This window comes from Comamonas odontotermitis, assembly GCF_020080045.1.
Classification (GTDB): Bacteria; Pseudomonadota; Gammaproteobacteria; order Burkholderiales; family Burkholderiaceae_C; genus Comamonas; species Comamonas odontotermitis.
The window spans coordinates 1,756,077-1,774,289 of record NZ_CP083451.1 but is presented as its reverse complement, the minus strand read 5'-3'; the positions used below and the strand labels follow the sequence as shown (position 1 = coordinate 1,774,289).

Below are 18,213 nucleotides of genomic sequence, written 5' to 3'. Positions count from 1 at the left end.
GCTCCAATCTGCAATCAAACTATTGGTAATTCAGATCTAGCGCCGTTCGAAGTTATGCCCCTGCACGCCTACCCTACTCCATTACATTTCGCGAAGGCGGCGCAGGCGCAGTCCAGCGAATCCTGCCATTGCCATGGATAGCAGCATCAGGGCCCATTCACCTAATGTGGGCACAGAGGTTGCTGTACCGTTGCCAGGTGTTGTTGGCACCTTTTGAGTGTCAGTGTCCGTCGCGCTGTCATTGGAAGGATCCGGATCCGGGCTCTCATTGATAGCACTTGCGCTGTTGCCATCGACAGCCACCGTGGCCGTGTTCACGAGGTCACCGGTAAAACTGGTCGGCACCGACATCGTCAGCGTATAGGTTGCGGTGCCATCCTTGGGCAGGGTGATGGTGTCGTCGATGCCTCCTGTACCGGAGGCCATACACGAAGCTCCTGCAGTAGCCGTGCAAGACCAGGTAGCAGCGCTGATTCCGCCGGGCAAAGTGTCTGTCACCTTTGCACCCGTCGCTGTGAAGGGACCTTTGTTCGTTACCGTGACGGTGTAGACGACATTCGTACCCGGTGTATAACTGCTCTGCCCGTTGGTCTTGGTGATGCTTAGATCTGCCGGAAATTTGATGGGGGCATTCGGGCAATTGCCTCCGTCGTTGGTCCCCGATCCTGGCGAGCCAGAGATCATTGTCTTCTTGCCTGTGCTCAGGTTGATCTGATAGAAACCGCTGCCATTATTTGCAGAACCGAACAAGCCATTCACGCCACCAAACTGAGCGCCCAGCACCCCTCCTGTGCTGTCTGGAGAGCCCTGCGCCGTAACAGTGCCGTCGGTTGCGTTGATCGAGAAGAGTTGTCCATTGTCGGCCACAGAATACAGGCCGCCGGATGCACCGCCCACCCAGGCCAAATCAGACGTGGTGAATGCCTGGCTGAGGTTGATGGTTGTGAATGTTTGCGCACCTGTATTGATGGCATAGATCACCTGCGTATTGCCACTTGGCTTGACGTAGTAAATGCCATCGCTGCCCACTGCTCCACTATTGAAGGCCGAGGTTGTGGGCAAAGCAGATATAGCTCCCACATCGGTCCAGGCACCTGTACTTTGGTCCAGCGTCAATAGATGATTCAAATTGCCGCTGTCTGTTCGCATCGCATAGAGCTTGCCATCGACCGGAGAGTAGCCCAGCGCGTTGTAGGTGATGCTCGATACAGCGCCTACCGCTGTGTAAGCCATGGGATTGGTGGCAGTAGAAACCAGATTGAGGCCGGTCGGTGAATCCTGTGACAGGAAAAGCCGACCGTCACAGACCGGTGCAGCTTGTGCCATCCCCAGCTCGGGAGTGAGCAGGCCAATTGCAGCAATCAGCAGGGATACGCCACGCAACGATCCAAGAATGTTCCCTTTTTTTTCAGCAGATAAAGAAACAGAGCGAATATAAAAAGTCATGGAGACCCCTCAAAAAGCTTTCGAGAAAAATCGAAGACACCTGTGGCAAAGACAGGAAGATTTCCAAGGAGATTTGTACAGACGTTATGAACTTTTCATATTTGCTTTTTTTTCCAATCGTTTGGATTTATGCGGCCCTCCATGAAATTTCCCCAAAAGTGTGTGCCGAGCAACAAATGGTGTTAACCACCCTTGCAATTGACTGCATGCAACGCTAGGCAACTGATAAAAATACGTTGCAATGCGGGTGAACGCACCCATTCTCCATAACAATGAGGTCGGGAAGGCAGGAGATTCCCAATAAAAAGAGCCGGCAGCATTCTTAGAAACTGCCGACCCTTCAGGAGTATTCTCTTACCAACCAGAAAGAAGCTCCCCGGGCATTGCTGCCCGGGGAGCTTCTGTACGATTACTTCGTGCCTTGACCGTGCCTACGGCGCAGCGCCATTGCGCCGATGCCTGCACTCAGAATACCCAGCAAACCCAAGCCTGCAAGGTCCAATACTGGAACCGGGGTAGCGGTTGCTGCCCCAGGAGCAGCTGTCACTGTGTCACTATCGGTAGCACTGTTGTTTCCAGGCGTGGGATCGTCAACTCCCGCCGGAGGCGCAATAGCCGCAGTATTGGCAAGGCTTCCCGTCGCTGTAGAAGAAACCGTCGCATTCAATGTGTAAATCACGCTGGCGCCTGCTGGCAGGCTCACAGTGTCATTGATATTGCCATTACCTGTTGCCGCACATGTACCACCACCCAATCCGGTGCAGGTCCAGGTGGCATTCGTGAGGGCTGCTGGCAGTGTGCTCGACACGGTAGCACCTGATACAGCCGCCGGTCCTGCGTTGCTGGCAGTAATGGTGTAAGTCACACTGCTGCCAGGCACAACACTGGTCATCCCATTGGAATTGGTGATGGACAGATCCGCTGCCGGTGGCGTTACGACAGGGTCGACCCCTGTGCAACTGGCAGTCACATAGAAATCAGCAATCGCCCCGAGTGCACAGGTGCCGCCACTGCAGCTATTGGTGTTTTGCCCACCGTCAAGCATGAAGCCAATGGTGTTCTCACCTTGTTGGAAACCGGGAATGGCAGGGGTGGTCAATGAAGTGAATGTCCCGTAACCATTAGACAGGTAAGTACCACCAGAAGATGCAGTACCACCGGCTGGCAAGACATATACGGAATTTCCGTAATCATCGAATGCAAACCGCCCCTGCAATTTGATGCTGGCAAGGTCGACGTTGTTGCCCACGTTGATCGGTTGATTCATCACGAACGTGGAGGCATCCACACCGCCATTGGATTGGCCAGTGGCTGCAGGATAAGGCACACCAGGAATATCAGTGCCAGCAGGGTCCGTTGTGCCGGGACTGATCCAGCGAGCGGTCGTCGCCTCAGACAGAGTTCTCGGATTGAAATAGCTGCGATAGCGATAATCGTCAAACAATGGCTGCTGAACATTTTCCAGTGCGCCAGCATTGGTGCGCCAGGTCCACTTCCAGTCACGTGCATTGGTGGTGAATGGGCCGATACGGACAGTGTCGCCTGCTGCATTGCCCACTGGGCAAATCAGGCTTTGAGTGGGAGGCGGAGGAGCCTCTGGCAAACAATCAGCCGAAATCTCAAAGTCCGCAATCAAGCCTGTGGGATTGCCAGCACTCGTTGTTGGCGCATGGAATGTGTTTTCAACGGCAAAGCCGATAGTGTTATCCCCATAGTAGAACCCCATTCCGGTATTGGCACCATTCACATTGATGAGCGATGGAGCGCTATACCCCGCGAAGGACGCAGACGTACGTATCCAGTTCGTCACAGAAGAATCTGGGGTCGTATCAGGCTTGACCAAAAACAAAGTGCCATCGTCAAAGCCGCCCGATCCAATCACTTTGATGGTGGACAGATCGACGTTAGGAGCAATGGTGATTTTTTCGTTGTAGGTAAAAGACACGCGTCTTGCAACTAATGCACCGTTCGCGACATCACCATCCGTTATGACTGGCGGATAAGGTCCGCTTCCGGTGTTGCCACCTGCCGAGTTCGGATACTCGCCATCGCCAAATGAGATCCAGTCACCCTGCATGGGCTGTCCTGCCAGAGAACCGGCACCCGACTGGTGCTGAGCTGTGGTCTTGTCAAACCAGCCACGCCATTTGTAGTCATCCACAAGAGTAGCTGCCGGTCCAGTTGGAGCACTCACATAGCGAGCATCTGCAGACCAAGTTGCCTTCGCCGTGCTGATGCGCAATGGAGAACTTGCAGGGCCACACGCGAGCTGCGCCGCCTGTACACCACTGACTGCGCTCAGACCGATAACTGCGCTAGCTACGCGCGAGAGTATTAGCGCTCTATGCAGACCACCCGAGCGTAATGCCGCTATAGACGATAATTTCACAAAAACCTCCAATACAAAAAAACTATTGAATAAAAAATCCCATACCAATCAATGAAGGTTCGATTTCCGATTAATGCCTTATATGCAGTGCACTTCCGAAAAAAGACCAATCCTCCATGGCCCCCAGGACATTTTTATCTCCTATAGTCAAGATGTATTTTTGGTTTTTTTAAATTACCTTTGTTAAGTTTCGATTTATATATCTTTTTTATAAAATGTTAGGAAAAAACAACAATTAACATATCATAAACTTCTCCGCAAATGAGACTCGTCATAAAATTAATTAGTTTGTACACATAAGGTGATGGATTTCATTATGAAATATTTTCACTGAATTTAAAAATATCAATTTAACTTATTTCTCAATTTAATCCTCAGTCGAATCCAAGCAATATTATTAAAAATAAAATTCTTGATCATTCCTTACTAATCATATCATTGTGACAATCACGAGGAATTTGTGTCAGAAATAGATGACAAAATCAATAATCACTCCACGCCCCATATACTGATAGTGGATGACGACCCAGACCAGCTTCGTCTGCTGGTTGCTGCATTACGAAATACATCGTACCGTGTAAGTGTGGCTCTCAACGGCGATCAAGGGTATGCACGAGCAAGCGTCCTTATTCCTGATTTGATCCTGCTAGATGTTCGCATGCCCGGGCGCAGCGGAATTATGATTGCTCGGCTTCTGAAGAAAAATCCTGCCACTCAGCATATCCCTATTATTTTTCTTTCCGGCATGACCGAAAAAACCGAGCGTCTGGAGGGGCTGAGAGCAGGCGGCGTAGACTATATCAGCAAGCCATTTCATGTTGAAGAGGTGCTGGAGAGGACGCGAATTCATCTAGAGATATCTCAGAAAAAAATTACGTCATGCACGAAATCGAGCAATGAAAACTATTACTCGTCCAAGGACAACAATCTACCAACTTTATCATCTACCAATCTGACACTGAAACAAGTGGCAACTGAATATATATTCAACCATATTCAGGAACCCTCTTTAAAAAGCACAGACGTTGCCATTCACCTCAGAATATCACTACGCCGTCTGAACACTGTTTTCGAGGCTTTCAATCACTTATCAGCATTTGAATTCATTCGACAGGAACGCATGCGCAGGGCCGCTTTGCTATTGGGCCAAAGTACATTGACCATTGCGGATGTAGCAATGGAGGTCGGCTATTCAAATCCTGCCAACTTTTCCACAGAGTTCAAAAAATTCTGGGAAAAATCCCCTACACAACTGAAATCCGAATACCAGGCGAACCCCGAGATTTTGCAGGAATTTATTTCATCCAAGTTGAAGTAAAAGAATCTTCTACAAGCCAGATGGTGCTCACCCCACTGAATAGATATGAACCGTTTTCTACCAGGCGGTTCTCTTGCGGAGAAAAAAGCATAAGACTAGCCACCTAGCGACCCAATGCGTCGTACTTGGGGCATCACGTATTGCTACTCAGCGCCCGCCGAAGCTCCTTACGGAATAAATCCATGGACAGCATAAGGCAGTGCCCCGCTCGTTACCGAGACGGGGCACCATTGAAGTGATGACAACTCAACGACCTGCTCTTCAACTCGGCCTACTTGGTCGTGTACCCACCATTGACAAGGATGGTCTGGCCGGTGATCCACCAGCCATCACTGACGAGATGGCGGATGAATGGCACGACATCCTCGATATCTGTAAGGCCCGTCTTGCTGAAAGGCGAAAGCGCCGCAGCCGTTTTGTGATACGCCACAGCGTCAGCGCCTTCTGCCGGATAGAAAAATGAGGTATCCATCGGGCCAGGGCCAACCGCAGTAACGGAAATGCCTCGCGCGCCGAACTCCTTTGCCGCAGCACGCGTGTAATGCTCCACCGGCGCCTTGGTGCCGGCATAGGAAGAATAGAACGGAGTGAATGCGCCCAGCAGCGAGGTGACCAACGTGCACACCTTGCCATTGTCGTTGACATGCTTGCCTGCCTCCTTAAGGAAGAAAAATGCAGTCTTGGCATTCACGGCGGCCATCTCGTCGTATTCCACTTCGCTGATTTCGATCATGGGTTTCTTGAGTACCTTGCCTACCGTGTTGACGGCGATGTCAGGGCGACCCACAGCAGCCACCGTGTCCTCGAAGAGTTTCGCAACAGCACCCGCCGAGACGAGATTCGCCTGAATGGTATGCGCCTTCGCTCCAGCCTTCTCCACCGCTGCAGCAGTCGCTTCCGCTTCGGCCTTACTGGAGTCGCTGTTGTAGTGGATGACCACCGCCTTGGCGCCTTGCTGTGCTAAATCACGAGCGATCAGTCCACCCAGATTCTTCGCCCCGCCTGCAATCAGAACTACCTTGCCTTTGATCGTGTGAGCTTTGGTCATCAGTGCATCTCCAAGAATGAAATTTAAGATCCAAACAAATGGAACACCAATGCTAATTAGTTAATTAAATTAATTATTTTGGTAAATTCTCCAGCCCTTTGCTAAATTTACGGCCTACCCTTTTTTTCTACTAGTGGCTCGAGGTTCCCCATACGGAGTCGTCAAAAAATCTTCTGCCCATTGACGGACGCGACAGGCGCATGCCTCTTGATTGAAGTGGGATAAATGGCGCCCTGTACCAAGAGGGCGGTCGGATACAGCGGGTCCTGATTCACCGAATCATCTCCACATCGCGTAGCTTTCCTTGCCTGATCAAGATTTAGTTGATTTGATACCAAGGCACAGGCAGCCTTCGCATGGCGTAGCGTCAGCTGTCGGAACGAGTGCGCGCTAGCCCTATTACTGCGGATGGATAGAGTCCCGGCGAAATGCTCCTGCCGAGCGCAGTTCATCTTTCGCGACTACGACAGAGAATGACTATGGATACTCAAAAATGCTGTGTGGAACCTCTTTCATGCAGCAGTAGTGGACAAGCGAATTGCCTCCAAAGCAAATGCTGAACGGGAAGCAGGTATTGCCGATCATTCGGCGAGTGATATGGGCCCTGATCGCGGCATGGATTGTGTTGGTGGCTTCCTTGGGCTGGTGGATCTCGCTGCGAATTGCGGCCACATGGATGGACCGTCTGGCAGCGAGCGCCGAGTACGAAACCCGGACCACTGCACGCGTGATGGACCGTCTCTTTATTCAGATGACCAGCGTGGCAAACATGGTGGCCCGGCAAGCCCAGGTGATCCAATTGGCAACACGCTACCGGGTAGACCCACCTGAGGCCAACGATTTGACTCGTGAGGAGCGTGCCGCACGCTTCACACGCGACCCCTTGGTTCGCAAGGTTGGAGACTTCATGAACGGGCTGTCCAGCGATCTGCAATATGCCCGCATCTACATGAACAACTTGTCGGATAACACGGTGACTGCCAGCAATTGGGCAGAAGATGACAGCATCGTGGGCATGATCTATTCCCGCCGGCACTACCTGACCGAGGCATTGAAATCCGGCAATGGACATTCATTCGGTATTGCACGTCTGAACAAGAGCCCGTCGTATTTTGTGGCGAGCCGTATTGCGGGTGCAGCCGACATTCCACAAGGATCGGTCACGGTCAAGTTTGATGCGCCTGAAATCGCGCAGTACCTGACAGGCCGCCACATCGCCCTGATTGTGAACCGCCAGGGACGAGTGACCACCACCTCGTCCGATCCCTTCATGTTGCGCAATGTGGCCGCACTTCTTCCAGCAGGTTATGTACGCCCATCGGATGATGGCGAAGATGCCGGTGAACCTGTGAACATCCGAGCCATCGTCGACCAGGGTCATGCAGACCAGTGGCTCATCGACGGCAAGCCCTATCTGCTCAAGCGTCAGCTGCTGACCGATACACAATACCAGTTGCTCACACTGGCAACACTCGAACCACTTGTGCCCATGCGCAAGCGCCATGCGCTGGTGGCAGTGGGAGTGGCGGCACTCGGTGTTATCCTGATTCTGCTGTCTGGCAATACCATTGGACAGATGTTGATACGCCGCCAGGACGAGCGCTACACAGCCATGCGAACATCGGCTTTGAATGCCGACCTGAGTGAAGCACTCTCCGCCGCTAAAACCAAGGAACGCCAGAAGGTCGAGGTTCTAGGCTACATCAGCCATGATCTGCGTGCCCCGCTCGCGACGATCAGTGGCTACTCCAAACTCCTGCTTACTGACGCTCCACGAGAGCATCACAGCCCGCTGCAGACCATTGACCGCAGCGTCAAGTATCAACTCGACCTGATCGATGAGCTGCTTGAGTACGCTCAGTCGGAGCTGCACCCTCTTGCCGTCAAGCCCATGGACACTGACCTGCACCGACTCCTGGACGACATCTCCAAATATGCGGTTGCACTTTGCTCACTACAGGACAATCGTTACCAATGCAAAACCTCCGAGCGTTTGCCCCGCCATATCAACATCGACAGAAAGCGTCTGCAACAGGTCTTGCTGAACCTGCTCTCCAATGCAGCCAAATTCACGCGCGGCGGCATAGTCACCCTCTCGCTTAACGCCAGGCCAGAGGGCAGCGCTTGCATTCTGCATTTCGCCATCAACGATACGGGCATAGGCATCGACCTCAATCAGAGCGTCGATATATTCGGTGCCTTCCAGCAAATACAGGCCGCAAGCGGCAGCAACGGCCTGGGCCTCTTCATTGCACAGCGTATCGTCGCGGCCATGGGTGGCTCTCTTGGCGTGGTCAGCGCCCCCAACCAAGGCACCACGTTTGCATTCGAGCTTCGCGTGCCGGTCATTGATGATTCTGCAACAGGCTGGCCCACTGTCATGCTGGACGAACCAGGGCTCCCAAAGCGGGAGCCACCATCTGCCCTGCCCCGCAGTGCCATCCCTCCCACTCAAGCTCTCGACGAGCTCGCCGACCTGGCAGTTCACGGCCGCCTCACCGACATCGAGGCATGGATCGAGCGCCACACAAGTGACGCTTCATATGCTCCATTTCTCCATCGGATTCGAATCTCGCTGGCTCATTTCGACTTTTCTGCACTCCAGATGATGGCGCAAGACAACATCCACGAGACCTCCATGTAGTGACATTGGAGAGTTTCGAGCAGACTTGGTTGAATAACCCAACGCTCTCCTCAGTGCGAAAGCGTATAGAAAACAGAAGCCTGTTGTATTCAGGTCCTTCGAGAGGATCGCAAAAGGTAGAAACGCGTAGTAACTGCCTCCATCTATGCGGTTCAACTATTGATTGAATGAAAGGATGATGGCCCTGGCATCGCCCCCTTCGTGGCTCACTGACCAGCAACCCTGAGCTACTTGAGCCGATAGCGATTGAGGAACAACGCCCCAGCAAGCCGTCCAGTGGACTATCCACGATTGGGCAGACCCATTTGCACCCGACCATCCTTGGGCCACGGGCCTTGTGGTGCTGGCTTTCGCGCACCGCAACGGCAAAGATACAACCGCCTCAACAGGTGCATACGCCGCACTGGCCTTCCATCCATGACGCTCAATGAGCGCGCAGATCATTCGAATTGCCTGGCTAAGCACCAGGCAGCTTTTTGGACAACGCGCACCTCAGTTTGAGATACATGCGCCTGCTAGCCGAAAGCAAGCTCTGCATAAAGCCCGATCCCCCGGTAGAGGACCCTGCTGACTCACCCCGACCTGTATAGGTCCATCCGCCAGCGATGGCTTCACTTGGTGACCCACCTGATCACCTCGATGCTGGATCTTTCGAGGTATGACTGCTTGCTCGATATGGGACATCCAATTGGGTTTCACCTTTGAAATTCGAAGACGCCTAGCTCAGCTGGGTCGACTACGAGAAGGAGTCATCACGTTGGGTAAAACATCGTGGCAATGGTCACCTCTCATAAGCAGACCAACCCAAATACTAGGGTGAAGTTACAAGTAAAAAAACGTAGAAGCATTTTCCACTCGGATGGATTTGAATATTTTTCACAATCAGATTTGCAGAAAAGCAAAATATTTTTCAATTTTGCAAAATTCAGTATTTTTATCAGCAGTTCTAATGTATCTATAGGCATCAATACACCAAAGCAATCGACATCCTCTCACCAATACAAAAAGAGAATTTACCGTACCAATCTCAAGGGACTTGATACGGGCATTACGGGCACCCCAGGATCCTGAATTAATTCATTTATGACCACCGAAGGAAAATAATAATGCAAAAAATAATAATGACCATAGCAACTGCATTTGCTTTGGCCGTGCCAATTTTCTCCAAAGCTGCATCACTGACGGGTTATACCCAGTATAGCGGAGCCAAAGCCTATTCGGTGATATCGAATGACTTGAAGTATTCAGATGGAACGAATTACAGTGACCTACCGGTTCTGATGATTTGCATTGATCACTCAACGAAGCCACCGTTTGATATGCAAACCAGCTTTTTTAGTGAAGCAGGCGCCAGCGCAATCAAGGGTGGGTCAGGTGACGCCGGTATTGCCGCTATTCACTGGATGATCGATCATTATTTTGATACCTACTACAAGAATGGAACGGGTCCGCAGCAGAAAGCTTTTCAATTTGCGATGTGGGAAATCGGGAACGACTACAAAGGTACTGCCAATAGCATCAATGCCACTGCTGGTGCTGTAAGAGTAAGTTCGGAATCGGAATATGATGGCAATCAGGAATTTATTGACACTTATCAGATTCTGTACCAATCGATGGCAACAACATTGCCTACACTACCTACAACGTACCGGTCAACAACCTATACGCTAGACCTCTTCAAAAACCAAGATCCCTCTTACCAAAGCATGGTGGCAATCATTGAGCGTGCACCGCCAAATGTAGTACCCATTGCGGGTCCATCAATAATAGGAACCCCGAAAATTGGGTCCTCTGTTACTGGAACATATATCTATACCGATAATAATTTGGATCCTGAAAATCCAGGCGCCACTACCTATAAATTTGTCACCAGCCCCAATTCGTCCATTGCGAACTCCAGCGCAGGAACGACCGTGGCAAGCGGTGTCACAGGCGGAGCCTCAGGCAGCGTTTCATACACACCTCAATCAACAGATGTGGATCAGTATCTGTTCTATTGCGTGACCCCGGCAGCCAGTACAGGGGCATCACCAGGCCTAGAGGCATGCACTCCTGCATCGGGCCCCGTGATCACTGCGCCGGTCAACGTAGTTCCAACAGCAATCCCCGTCATTACAGGGACTCCGCAAGTGGGCGCGACGGTGAGCGGAACCTATTCCTATGCAGATACAGAGGGAGACCTTGAAGCACCCGCACAGACCTCCTACAAATTTGTGACCAGTACCAATCCTTCCATCTCCAGCTCTAGCGATGGCACCGTGGTCTCGGGCGGTTCTACTGGTGGTATAGGTAACCCTGCGAGCTATACCTTGCAATCACCGGATCTGAACAAGTACATCTATTTTTGCGTTACTCCTGCGGCTCTGACAGGAGCCTCCCCTGGAGTTGAAGTCTGTACTGTGGCATCCGGCCCGGTAACCGACAAACCCACGCCGCCTGTACTGGCCAATGTACCAAGCTTAGGAACCTGGAGCCTGATCTCACTGTCTTCACTTCTCGCAATGTTTGGCTTCTTGCAAAGCCGCAGACGTCAAGATTAAGCAGAATAACCGCCTTCTGGCGGTTTTTGGGGCTCCTAGCGGTCGATCATCAGTTTCAATTGACCAATTGTTGATTTTTTCCTAAACCTGACCCACCAGAAATACAGACAAAAACCTGAACTACCAAGAGGTAGTTCATGTATTTCTACGACGACAGAGTCGGGCCATTGGACTCTTCCTAGTGCTCACCGGGCTTTTAGAGATCCCCCCCCCGGCGCCAGGCGATATTGTGCCCCGACCACAGTTGGAGCCCTCACTCATATCGTCACTCGGATCCATACTTTTAGGAGTTCACTCGCCTCACCCCAGAATTTGATGCCCGTGGAGGCGCGGCAAGCCAGTGCAGACCTTGCAGTTTGGACGGCAGTGCATCTAAAATCCTGGCTCTTTTACTTACTGCAGACCATGCTGTAGTCAGCAACCTCCGCCCTGGATTTTCAAGTCACATTTTGCATCTTCCAATTTTTGGTGATGCCTCAGCGGTAATCCAAACTCGATTCACTCATCCAATTAATCCACCATACCAGATGAGCGGGATTGTACAGTAACGCCATTTTAGAATAACTCAACAACCAACTCAAACATAGATAATTCATTAAAGAATTACCTATTAGGTATTATTATTTATAAAATAATTTTTTAGAAAATTTTCCACATGCCAAATTTATGAATCTCATCTTAAAAATATATTTTACCAAATATTGAATAATCAATTTTATAAATGACTATTTGAGATTCATGCATGGTTTCAATTTCGAAATCTTCTCACGAATATTTATCAAGACCACTTGGATGTTGTTTTTATGTAACAATTTATAAAAAATTATTAAAAATGAAACAAAACAAAAATAATTTTAAAAAACCAAATACTCACACATCCTGAAAGATTTAAAAAATACCACTGGGGATCAGCAGGCTTGATTCCGATCATTTATGCAAAATTTTTTATGTGAGGCTGTAGTTGGAAGTCAAGCCCTGCAAAGCAAATTTCTTCCAATGCACTTCATCAGAAATTTGAGCATTGATTCGTATGCATGGCTAGCCCCTTGGGTATCTGTGCTTATGAACGCCAAAAGGCAATTACCTGCTGGTCATACTTTTCTCGTCAATCGAAGTCAGAGGATAGAAAAATGAAGTCAATGCATTCGTTGCGCAAAACGGTCGCTTGCACAGCAGCAGTACTGGCTACACTGACATGTGGTGCTTCTGCTCACGCCCAAACATTCACTGAAACGTTTGGAAATGCCGCTGGGCGAGTTAGCAATGCCTACGTGCCCAGCGGCAACTTTACTTTCGCCGCAAGTGGGGCTGTGAACGATGGTTTCTATACCGTCATGCCACCACAGAACATTACTGCCTCTACGCCCGGGCAGCCTTAGTGGAGCAATTTACCCAGCGATCATACGGGTGACACTGGCGGTGCGCTGATGGTTTTGAATGCCGGAAATGCCTTGAATGAGTTCTACCAACGTGATTTTGAAGTGCAGGCAGGGCACAGCTATCGTATCAGTGCCTGGAGGTACGTCGTCAATGGCAACGGAGGGGCTGGATCCACGAATCCGATTTCGTGGGCTCTGCAAGTGCGCAACCCCAGCACTAATGCCCCGCTAGCGCAGTCGGGAGACCTGCCTAGCACTGTCACGCAAGACTGGTTTGAATCCACCTACGAATTCACCGTTCCCATCGACTGCAAAGCATCAGGAACAGGGGTGCCGGCAAGATTGGCACTAACTAATAGGTCTCCCATCACCGGCGGAAACGATTTCTACATCGATGATATTTCTGTGGTGGATATCACCCCAAACGATGCCTTGGACAAGTTCTGCCCACTTCCGCAAGCCGATCTCTCTATCACGAAATCCGATGGCGGAACAAGTGTCAAGCCAGGCGACAAAGTGACCTATACGATCGTTGCTAGCAATGCCGGCCCTGACACAGCCACCAACGCGACCGTTGCGGACACGCTTCCTACAGCGCTCACTGGCGCAACCTGGACCTGTATAGCGTCAAGTAGCGGTTCCTGTACCACAAGCGGCACGGGTAATATCAACGATACCGTGACTCTGCCAGCAGGTGCAACTGTGACCTACATGCTGACCGCAACGGTTTCATCCACCGCGACCGGCACATTGGCAAACACAGCAACAGTTACCCCCCAGCGGGAATGGTCGATCCCAACCCAGGTAACAACAGTGCAACCGATAGCAACACGGTGATAGCACCGACTGCCGGATCTGCAAAATCCGTACCAACACTCGGCGAATGGGCCTTGATGGCTCTGTCAATGGCGCTAGCTGGATTCGCTGCATTGCGAATGCGCCGCTGAAGGGAGAAGGTCGCTGAGCTAATCTGATTCTCGTACCAATCTGCTGGACTGCCCCTAGTCAGGTAGACGAACTCCGCCTATCTTTGGACTGCCCCTGGTCAGGGGCAGTCCACCCATTCGCTGGTAAAAGAGGTGTACCAGCAACTGCGTGGGCATTGAGCGATTGGCTGCAGTGTTTTTTCAGCCTTCAAGAAATGCGCGCGACCCAAAGCAACAATTGAACTAACTAGCCGCCTTCAGACTGCCATCAACTTTACTGGCTCAATAGTGCTTTCGCTGAAGTTAATTCCTGCTAGCCGAAGAAATTCCCTCTCGATTTGCCCCATGTATGGTCGCAGCTCGTCCAAGGCGAGAATGCTGTAGCCCTCCGCCGTTGCACTGGGTTTGTGGCCGGATATCTGGGCAGGCACACCAGCGGGGACAATACGGCGCGCCACTTGCGTAAATGTGCGTCGCAGCCCATGAAAGGTCAGGTAATCTACGCCACATTCGGCCAGCACCTTCGCCATGCTTGCCCGTGGATCTCTCACATAGCCGAAACTCCCTTCGCTGTGGAACACATACGACCCGCGCCTGGGCAAGCCATGCAGCAGATGGGCCATGTAGGAACCAAGCGGGATAGTCCGGGTTTGCTCGAATTTATCCGCTATGGTGATCTTCTTCCAGCGCCAGTCGATCCGGTCCCACCGGAGCGCGGCCACCTCTTCCCGTCGCGCGCCAGAGAGCAGTAATGCTCGCAGGTAGACCGAATGCACAAGGTTTGGCAACTGCTCAACACTTGCCCACCAGCCTGCAATTTGCTCCGGCAATAGCTTGTCTATGCGATGTGTCGTAGGTGGTAGATTTTCAAGAATGGCCGGTGCTCGGCCCGCCTCTCGGTGTGTAAGCGCCCGATATTCAGGTTTGGAGCTGCACCAGCGCAAAAAGCCCCGAAACATCATCAACGCCCGGGCGGCCTGGTGCTTACCAGCAAGAGTCTCCTGGTCATACCAAGACTTCAGTACGTCCTCGTCGACAGAGGCCAGCGGCAATGCCATCAACGGAAACAGCGGCCCTGGCCGGGTTAGGCCTTGCCCACGCTTTTTCTTCTCACCACCGGGTGTAGCCATCTTCTTCAAGTCATCCAGATAACGCGGCTTCCAGGCATCCTTGCGTTTCGGGCGACCCGTTTCCAGATACTCAGGCCATAGCTCCCCAACCGTGAGCGCCTTGGCTTTCTCCTGCACACTTTGCGCCTCGCGTGCGACCTGCGCCTGCCGATCCAGCTCCCCAGGGTCCTGCCCGTTATCCAATACTACGGCCAAGCGGCGAGCCGCGGCGCGCGCCTGTTCAATTGTCCAAGAGCGAACATCACCAATGGTTCGACGGATGGTCTGTCGGTTCAGCTTGGCTTCATAGACGAACGATTTCGCCCCTGTGTTCGTCACACGCACGCGTAGACCAGGAGCTTTTGTATCGCGCAGGAATGCCTGGGCCTTGATATCCGTACGACAGGTCAGGCGCTCGATAGCCCCTGCGGTCAGTTCGATAGCCTTGCTGGTGTCTGGTGCAGCAGAATTCTTTGGGCGCGCCATGTTGTTGATGTCCGGTGGTTACACGACAATCCGTGTAGCCACAGTGTAGCCAAAAAACCAGAATTTTGAAGAATTTCAATCAACGCAATATCTAGGTCATCCATGCCAAAACCATCACAAGTTATTGATTTTTATTATTTTAATCAACGAAAATCAACAACAATATATGAATCAATCATCTCATTAGTAATGAGAAGGTCTGGTGTTCGATTCATCTCTCCGGCACCACAACAGAAAAGAAAACCTCGCTATTTAAACGATAGCGGGGTTTTTGATTTATTGGACCGCTCTCATCCCTGGTGCATCCAAGATCGTATTGAAGCAGCGAGCACGAATGGTCAGACAGAGCTGCCGGCCAGCGCAGCCAGGACCATGCACGGCTGACCCGACTCACGCATGGGCGCTTCTTGAGCGCAGTGATCATGCAATGGCTGCGCTCGGGATTTGAGAGATGGATTGATTCCAGACCGGTCAACAAAGTCCCCACCGCAGCATCGTGGCTTTTGTTGTCATGCCCAGGCATCACATATCCCACATGAAGAGCTGGTCTCAAAAGCTGCCAGTGAATTGGTAGCGCGAGGCAGGGTGCCACAGCGCCGACACCGATGCCACCTGGCCCTGTGAGCGCGTGACGCGGCGCAATACCAGGCAGGGTTCGCCGGTTTCAATACGCAGCATCTCGGCTACGTCGGCAACTGGCATGCTGGCTTCAATCGAGAACTGCACCCCCTGCAATGGGGCGACGCGCATCAAATAGGCATTGGGCGTCTGGCTACCGAAGTCCTGGGCCATGTAATCGGGCGCCACCGCCGGGTTGACATACCGGTCCTCGACCTGGATGGGCACGTCGTTCTCAAAATGAATCACCACCGAGTGAAACAGCGCCTGAACAGCAGGCAGCTCGAACTGCCGCATCAGGAAGGTATCGGCCCGGTAGCGTTCGAGCTTTTGAAGCTCGCCGCGGTGCTGATGTCCCCGCGCCGCAATCTCGTCGGCGATATTGCGCAGCTGAACCAGGGTGGACTGGTATTTCTGCTGGGCCACGAAAGTGCCTGACCCTTGAACACGTGTCAGCGTCTGCTCGTCACTGAGCTCCCGCAAGGCGCGATTGACCGTCATGCGAGCGACGTTGAATTGCTTGGCCAAGGCTGCCTCGCTGGGAATCGCCTCCCCCTGCTGCCATTGACCGCTATGGATCTGCTGCAGCACATGTTCCTTGATGCGCTGGAACGCCGGAATCACCGCTTTTGCCGCGGTCGCTGGAGTACGGACTGACATAGGGTTTGTGCGGATCAAAAGTCTGTAAAAGTTGATTGACGTATTGCCAAGTAAAACACGAAAATTGGTATATACAACTTATCCAATTTTACCGAATAGTTGTATGTAATTTTTACAAAACAGAGCAATCGGAGACCATTCCCATGAGCATTGATTCTTCCGCAGCTGCGGGGCTGGGGCGTATGGAAACAAGAACCATCGACATGGTTCCCGAGCATGAGCGCCACGGCTCACCTTCCAGCCAGTTCACCCTCTGGTTCGGCGCCAACATGCAGATCACGGCTGTGGTCGACGGGGCCCTCGCCGTGGTCTTCGGTGCCGAAGCCATGACCGCCATCCTTGGCCTGTTGATCGGCAACATCCTCGGCGGCATCGTCATGGCACTGCACTCTGCGCAAGGGCCCCGGCTGGGCCTGCCGCAGATGATTTCGAGCCGCGTGCAATTCGGCGTCAAGGGTGCTGCCCTTCCCCTGCTGCTGGTCATCCTCATGTACCTGGGCTTTGCGGCAACGGGTACGGTGCTCTCGGGCCAGGCCATCAATCTGATGTTCGGCTTCAGCACACCAGCGGCGGGCATCATCATCTTCGGCGCGCTGACCGCCCTGGTTGCGCTCATTGGCTACAAGCTGATCCATGTGGTGGGCCGCATCTCCACCGTCGTGGGCATCCTGGGCTTCGGCTACCTGGCCTGGCAGTTGTGCCTTCACTACGATGTAGCCAGCGCCTTTGGCCAGAAGCCCTTTACCTGGACCAGTTTCTTGACGGCTATGGCGCTGTCTGCGGGCTGGCAGATGACTTTCGCGCCGTATGTGGCCGACTACTCGCGCTATTTGCCAAGCAAGACCTCCACAGCGTCGACCTTCTGGACCACCTTCGGCGGCAGCGTCATCAGCGCCCAACTGGCCATGACCTTCGGCGTTCTCGTGGCGGCCCTGGGCGGCAACTTCATCAAGAACCAGGTTGGATTTCTGGGTGACCTGGCCGGTCCCCTTGCCGTGGTGATCTACCTGGTCATCGTTACTGGAAAGCTGACGGTGAACTGCCTCAATGCCTATGGCGGCGTGATGACCATGCTGACCACAGTCAGCGCCTTCAATGACAAGAAGCACTTCTCGCCGGCCACTCGCCTCGCCTACATCCTGGGTTTTGTGCTGCTCACGGTGCTGGTGGCCCTGCTGGCCAGTTCCAACTTCCTGGCTACCTTCAAGAACTTCGTGCTGCTGCTGCTCACAGTGTTCGTCCCCTGGAGTGCCGTCAACCTCGTCGACTACTACCTGGTCTCCAAAGAGAAGGTGGATATCCCCGCGCTCTACGACAGCGAGGGCCGGTATGGAGCCTACAACGGCGTAGCGCTGTTCAGCTACGTGCTGGGCATCGTCGTCCAGATACCGTTCATCAACCAGGCCATGTACGAAGGCCCGCTTGCCAAGGCCATGGGGGGCGCCGACATCTCCTGGATCGTGAGCCTGATCGTTACCTCACTCGTCTATTACCCATTGGCCAAAAAGACCATGAAGGTCCCCCCGCAGATGATTTACCCAGCAGGGCAGCCCGCCGCAGCCTCGGAGCACGGCAGCCCCGATGGCTATCCGAATACCGCTTCCGCTGCATAAGCCCCAGCGCCCATATTTTTTTGTTTTCATGAAAGAC

12 protein-coding genes and 1 pseudogene are annotated in these 18,213 nt (G+C 52.4%); 8 read left to right on the top strand and 5 right to left on the bottom strand.

Features of this window, described 5'->3' with window-relative positions; translation table 11 throughout:
* Positions 1 to 81 precede the first annotated feature (81 nt).
* On the bottom strand, positions 82 to 1,446 hold the full coding sequence (locus LAD35_RS08225) for an IPTL-CTERM sorting domain-containing protein (protein ID WP_224152205.1): 1,365 nt from the start codon (positions 1,444 to 1,446) through the stop codon (positions 82 to 84).
* 409 nt (positions 1,447 to 1,855) lie between these two features.
* Entirely contained in the window at positions 1,856 to 3,607 is a 1,752-nt protein-coding gene (locus tag LAD35_RS08220) for a DUF11 domain-containing protein (RefSeq protein ID WP_224152204.1), read from the bottom strand.
* A gap of 688 nt (positions 3,608 to 4,295) precedes the next feature.
* On the opposite strand from LAD35_RS08220, the gene LAD35_RS08215 reads away from it, so the two are divergent.
* Entirely contained in the window at positions 4,296 to 5,153 is an 858-nt protein-coding gene (locus LAD35_RS08215; protein ID WP_224152203.1) for a response regulator transcription factor, read from the top strand.
* A 271-nt stretch (positions 5,154 to 5,424) separates the two neighbouring features.
* Here the strand turns inward: LAD35_RS08215 and LAD35_RS08210 are convergent, their stop codons facing one another.
* Complete coding sequence (locus LAD35_RS08210; protein ID WP_224152202.1) at positions 5,425 to 6,201, bottom strand: SDR family oxidoreductase; 777 nt, start codon at positions 6,199 to 6,201, stop codon at positions 5,425 to 5,427.
* A 553-nt stretch (positions 6,202 to 6,754) separates the two neighbouring features.
* On the opposite strand from LAD35_RS08210, the pseudogene LAD35_RS08205 reads away from it, so the two are divergent.
* From LAD35_RS08205 to LAD35_RS22375, 5 genes and pseudogenes are all read left to right on the top strand, one after another.
* Positions 6,755 to 7,813 (top strand): annotated as a pseudogene (locus LAD35_RS08205) (GGDEF domain-containing protein); the annotation flags it as partial.
* Positions 7,814 to 8,845 carry a sensor histidine kinase gene (locus LAD35_RS08200; protein WP_224152618.1) on the top strand — a complete coding sequence of 344 codons (1,032 nt, stop codon included), beginning with the start codon at positions 7,814 to 7,816 and terminating at the stop codon, positions 8,843 to 8,845. It abuts the pseudogene before it with no gap.
* A gap of 1,106 nt (positions 8,846 to 9,951) precedes the next feature.
* Complete coding sequence (locus LAD35_RS08195; RefSeq protein WP_224152201.1) at positions 9,952 to 11,385, top strand: IPTL-CTERM sorting domain-containing protein; 1,434 nt, start codon at positions 9,952 to 9,954, stop codon at positions 11,383 to 11,385.
* A 1,427-nt stretch (positions 11,386 to 12,812) separates the two neighbouring features.
* Complete coding sequence (locus LAD35_RS08190; RefSeq protein ID WP_224152200.1) at positions 12,813 to 13,601, top strand: DUF11 domain-containing protein; 789 nt, start codon at positions 12,813 to 12,815, stop codon at positions 13,599 to 13,601.
* Complete coding sequence (locus LAD35_RS22375; RefSeq protein WP_224152199.1) at positions 13,550 to 13,711, top strand: IPTL-CTERM sorting domain-containing protein; 162 nt, start codon at positions 13,550 to 13,552, stop codon at positions 13,709 to 13,711. Before LAD35_RS08190 ends, LAD35_RS22375 begins: the two co-directional genes overlap by 52 nt.
* Before the next feature lie 236 nt (positions 13,712 to 13,947).
* On the opposite strand, the gene LAD35_RS08180 is transcribed toward LAD35_RS22375, so the two are convergent.
* Positions 13,948 to 15,285 (bottom strand): tyrosine-type recombinase/integrase, encoded by a 1,338-nt coding sequence (locus LAD35_RS08180; RefSeq protein WP_224152198.1) that lies wholly within the window; start codon positions 15,283 to 15,285, stop codon positions 13,948 to 13,950.
* A 102-nt stretch (positions 15,286 to 15,387) separates the two neighbouring features.
* On the opposite strand from LAD35_RS08180, the gene LAD35_RS08175 reads away from it, so the two are divergent.
* On the top strand, positions 15,388 to 15,669 hold the full coding sequence (locus tag LAD35_RS08175; protein ID WP_224152197.1) for a hypothetical protein: 282 nt from the start codon (positions 15,388 to 15,390) through the stop codon (positions 15,667 to 15,669).
* A 165-nt stretch (positions 15,670 to 15,834) separates the two neighbouring features.
* Here the strand turns inward: LAD35_RS08175 and hutC are convergent, their stop codons facing one another.
* Positions 15,835 to 16,563 carry a histidine utilization repressor gene (gene hutC, locus LAD35_RS08170; protein WP_224152196.1) on the bottom strand — a complete coding sequence of 243 codons (729 nt, stop codon included), beginning with the start codon at positions 16,561 to 16,563 and terminating at the stop codon, positions 15,835 to 15,837.
* A gap of 143 nt (positions 16,564 to 16,706) precedes the next feature.
* Here hutC and LAD35_RS08165 point away from each other — a divergent pair, with 143 nt between their 5' ends.
* Complete coding sequence (locus tag LAD35_RS08165) at positions 16,707 to 18,176, top strand: purine-cytosine permease family protein (RefSeq protein ID WP_224152195.1); 1,470 nt, start codon at positions 16,707 to 16,709, stop codon at positions 18,174 to 18,176.
* Positions 18,177 to 18,213 lie beyond the last annotated feature (37 nt).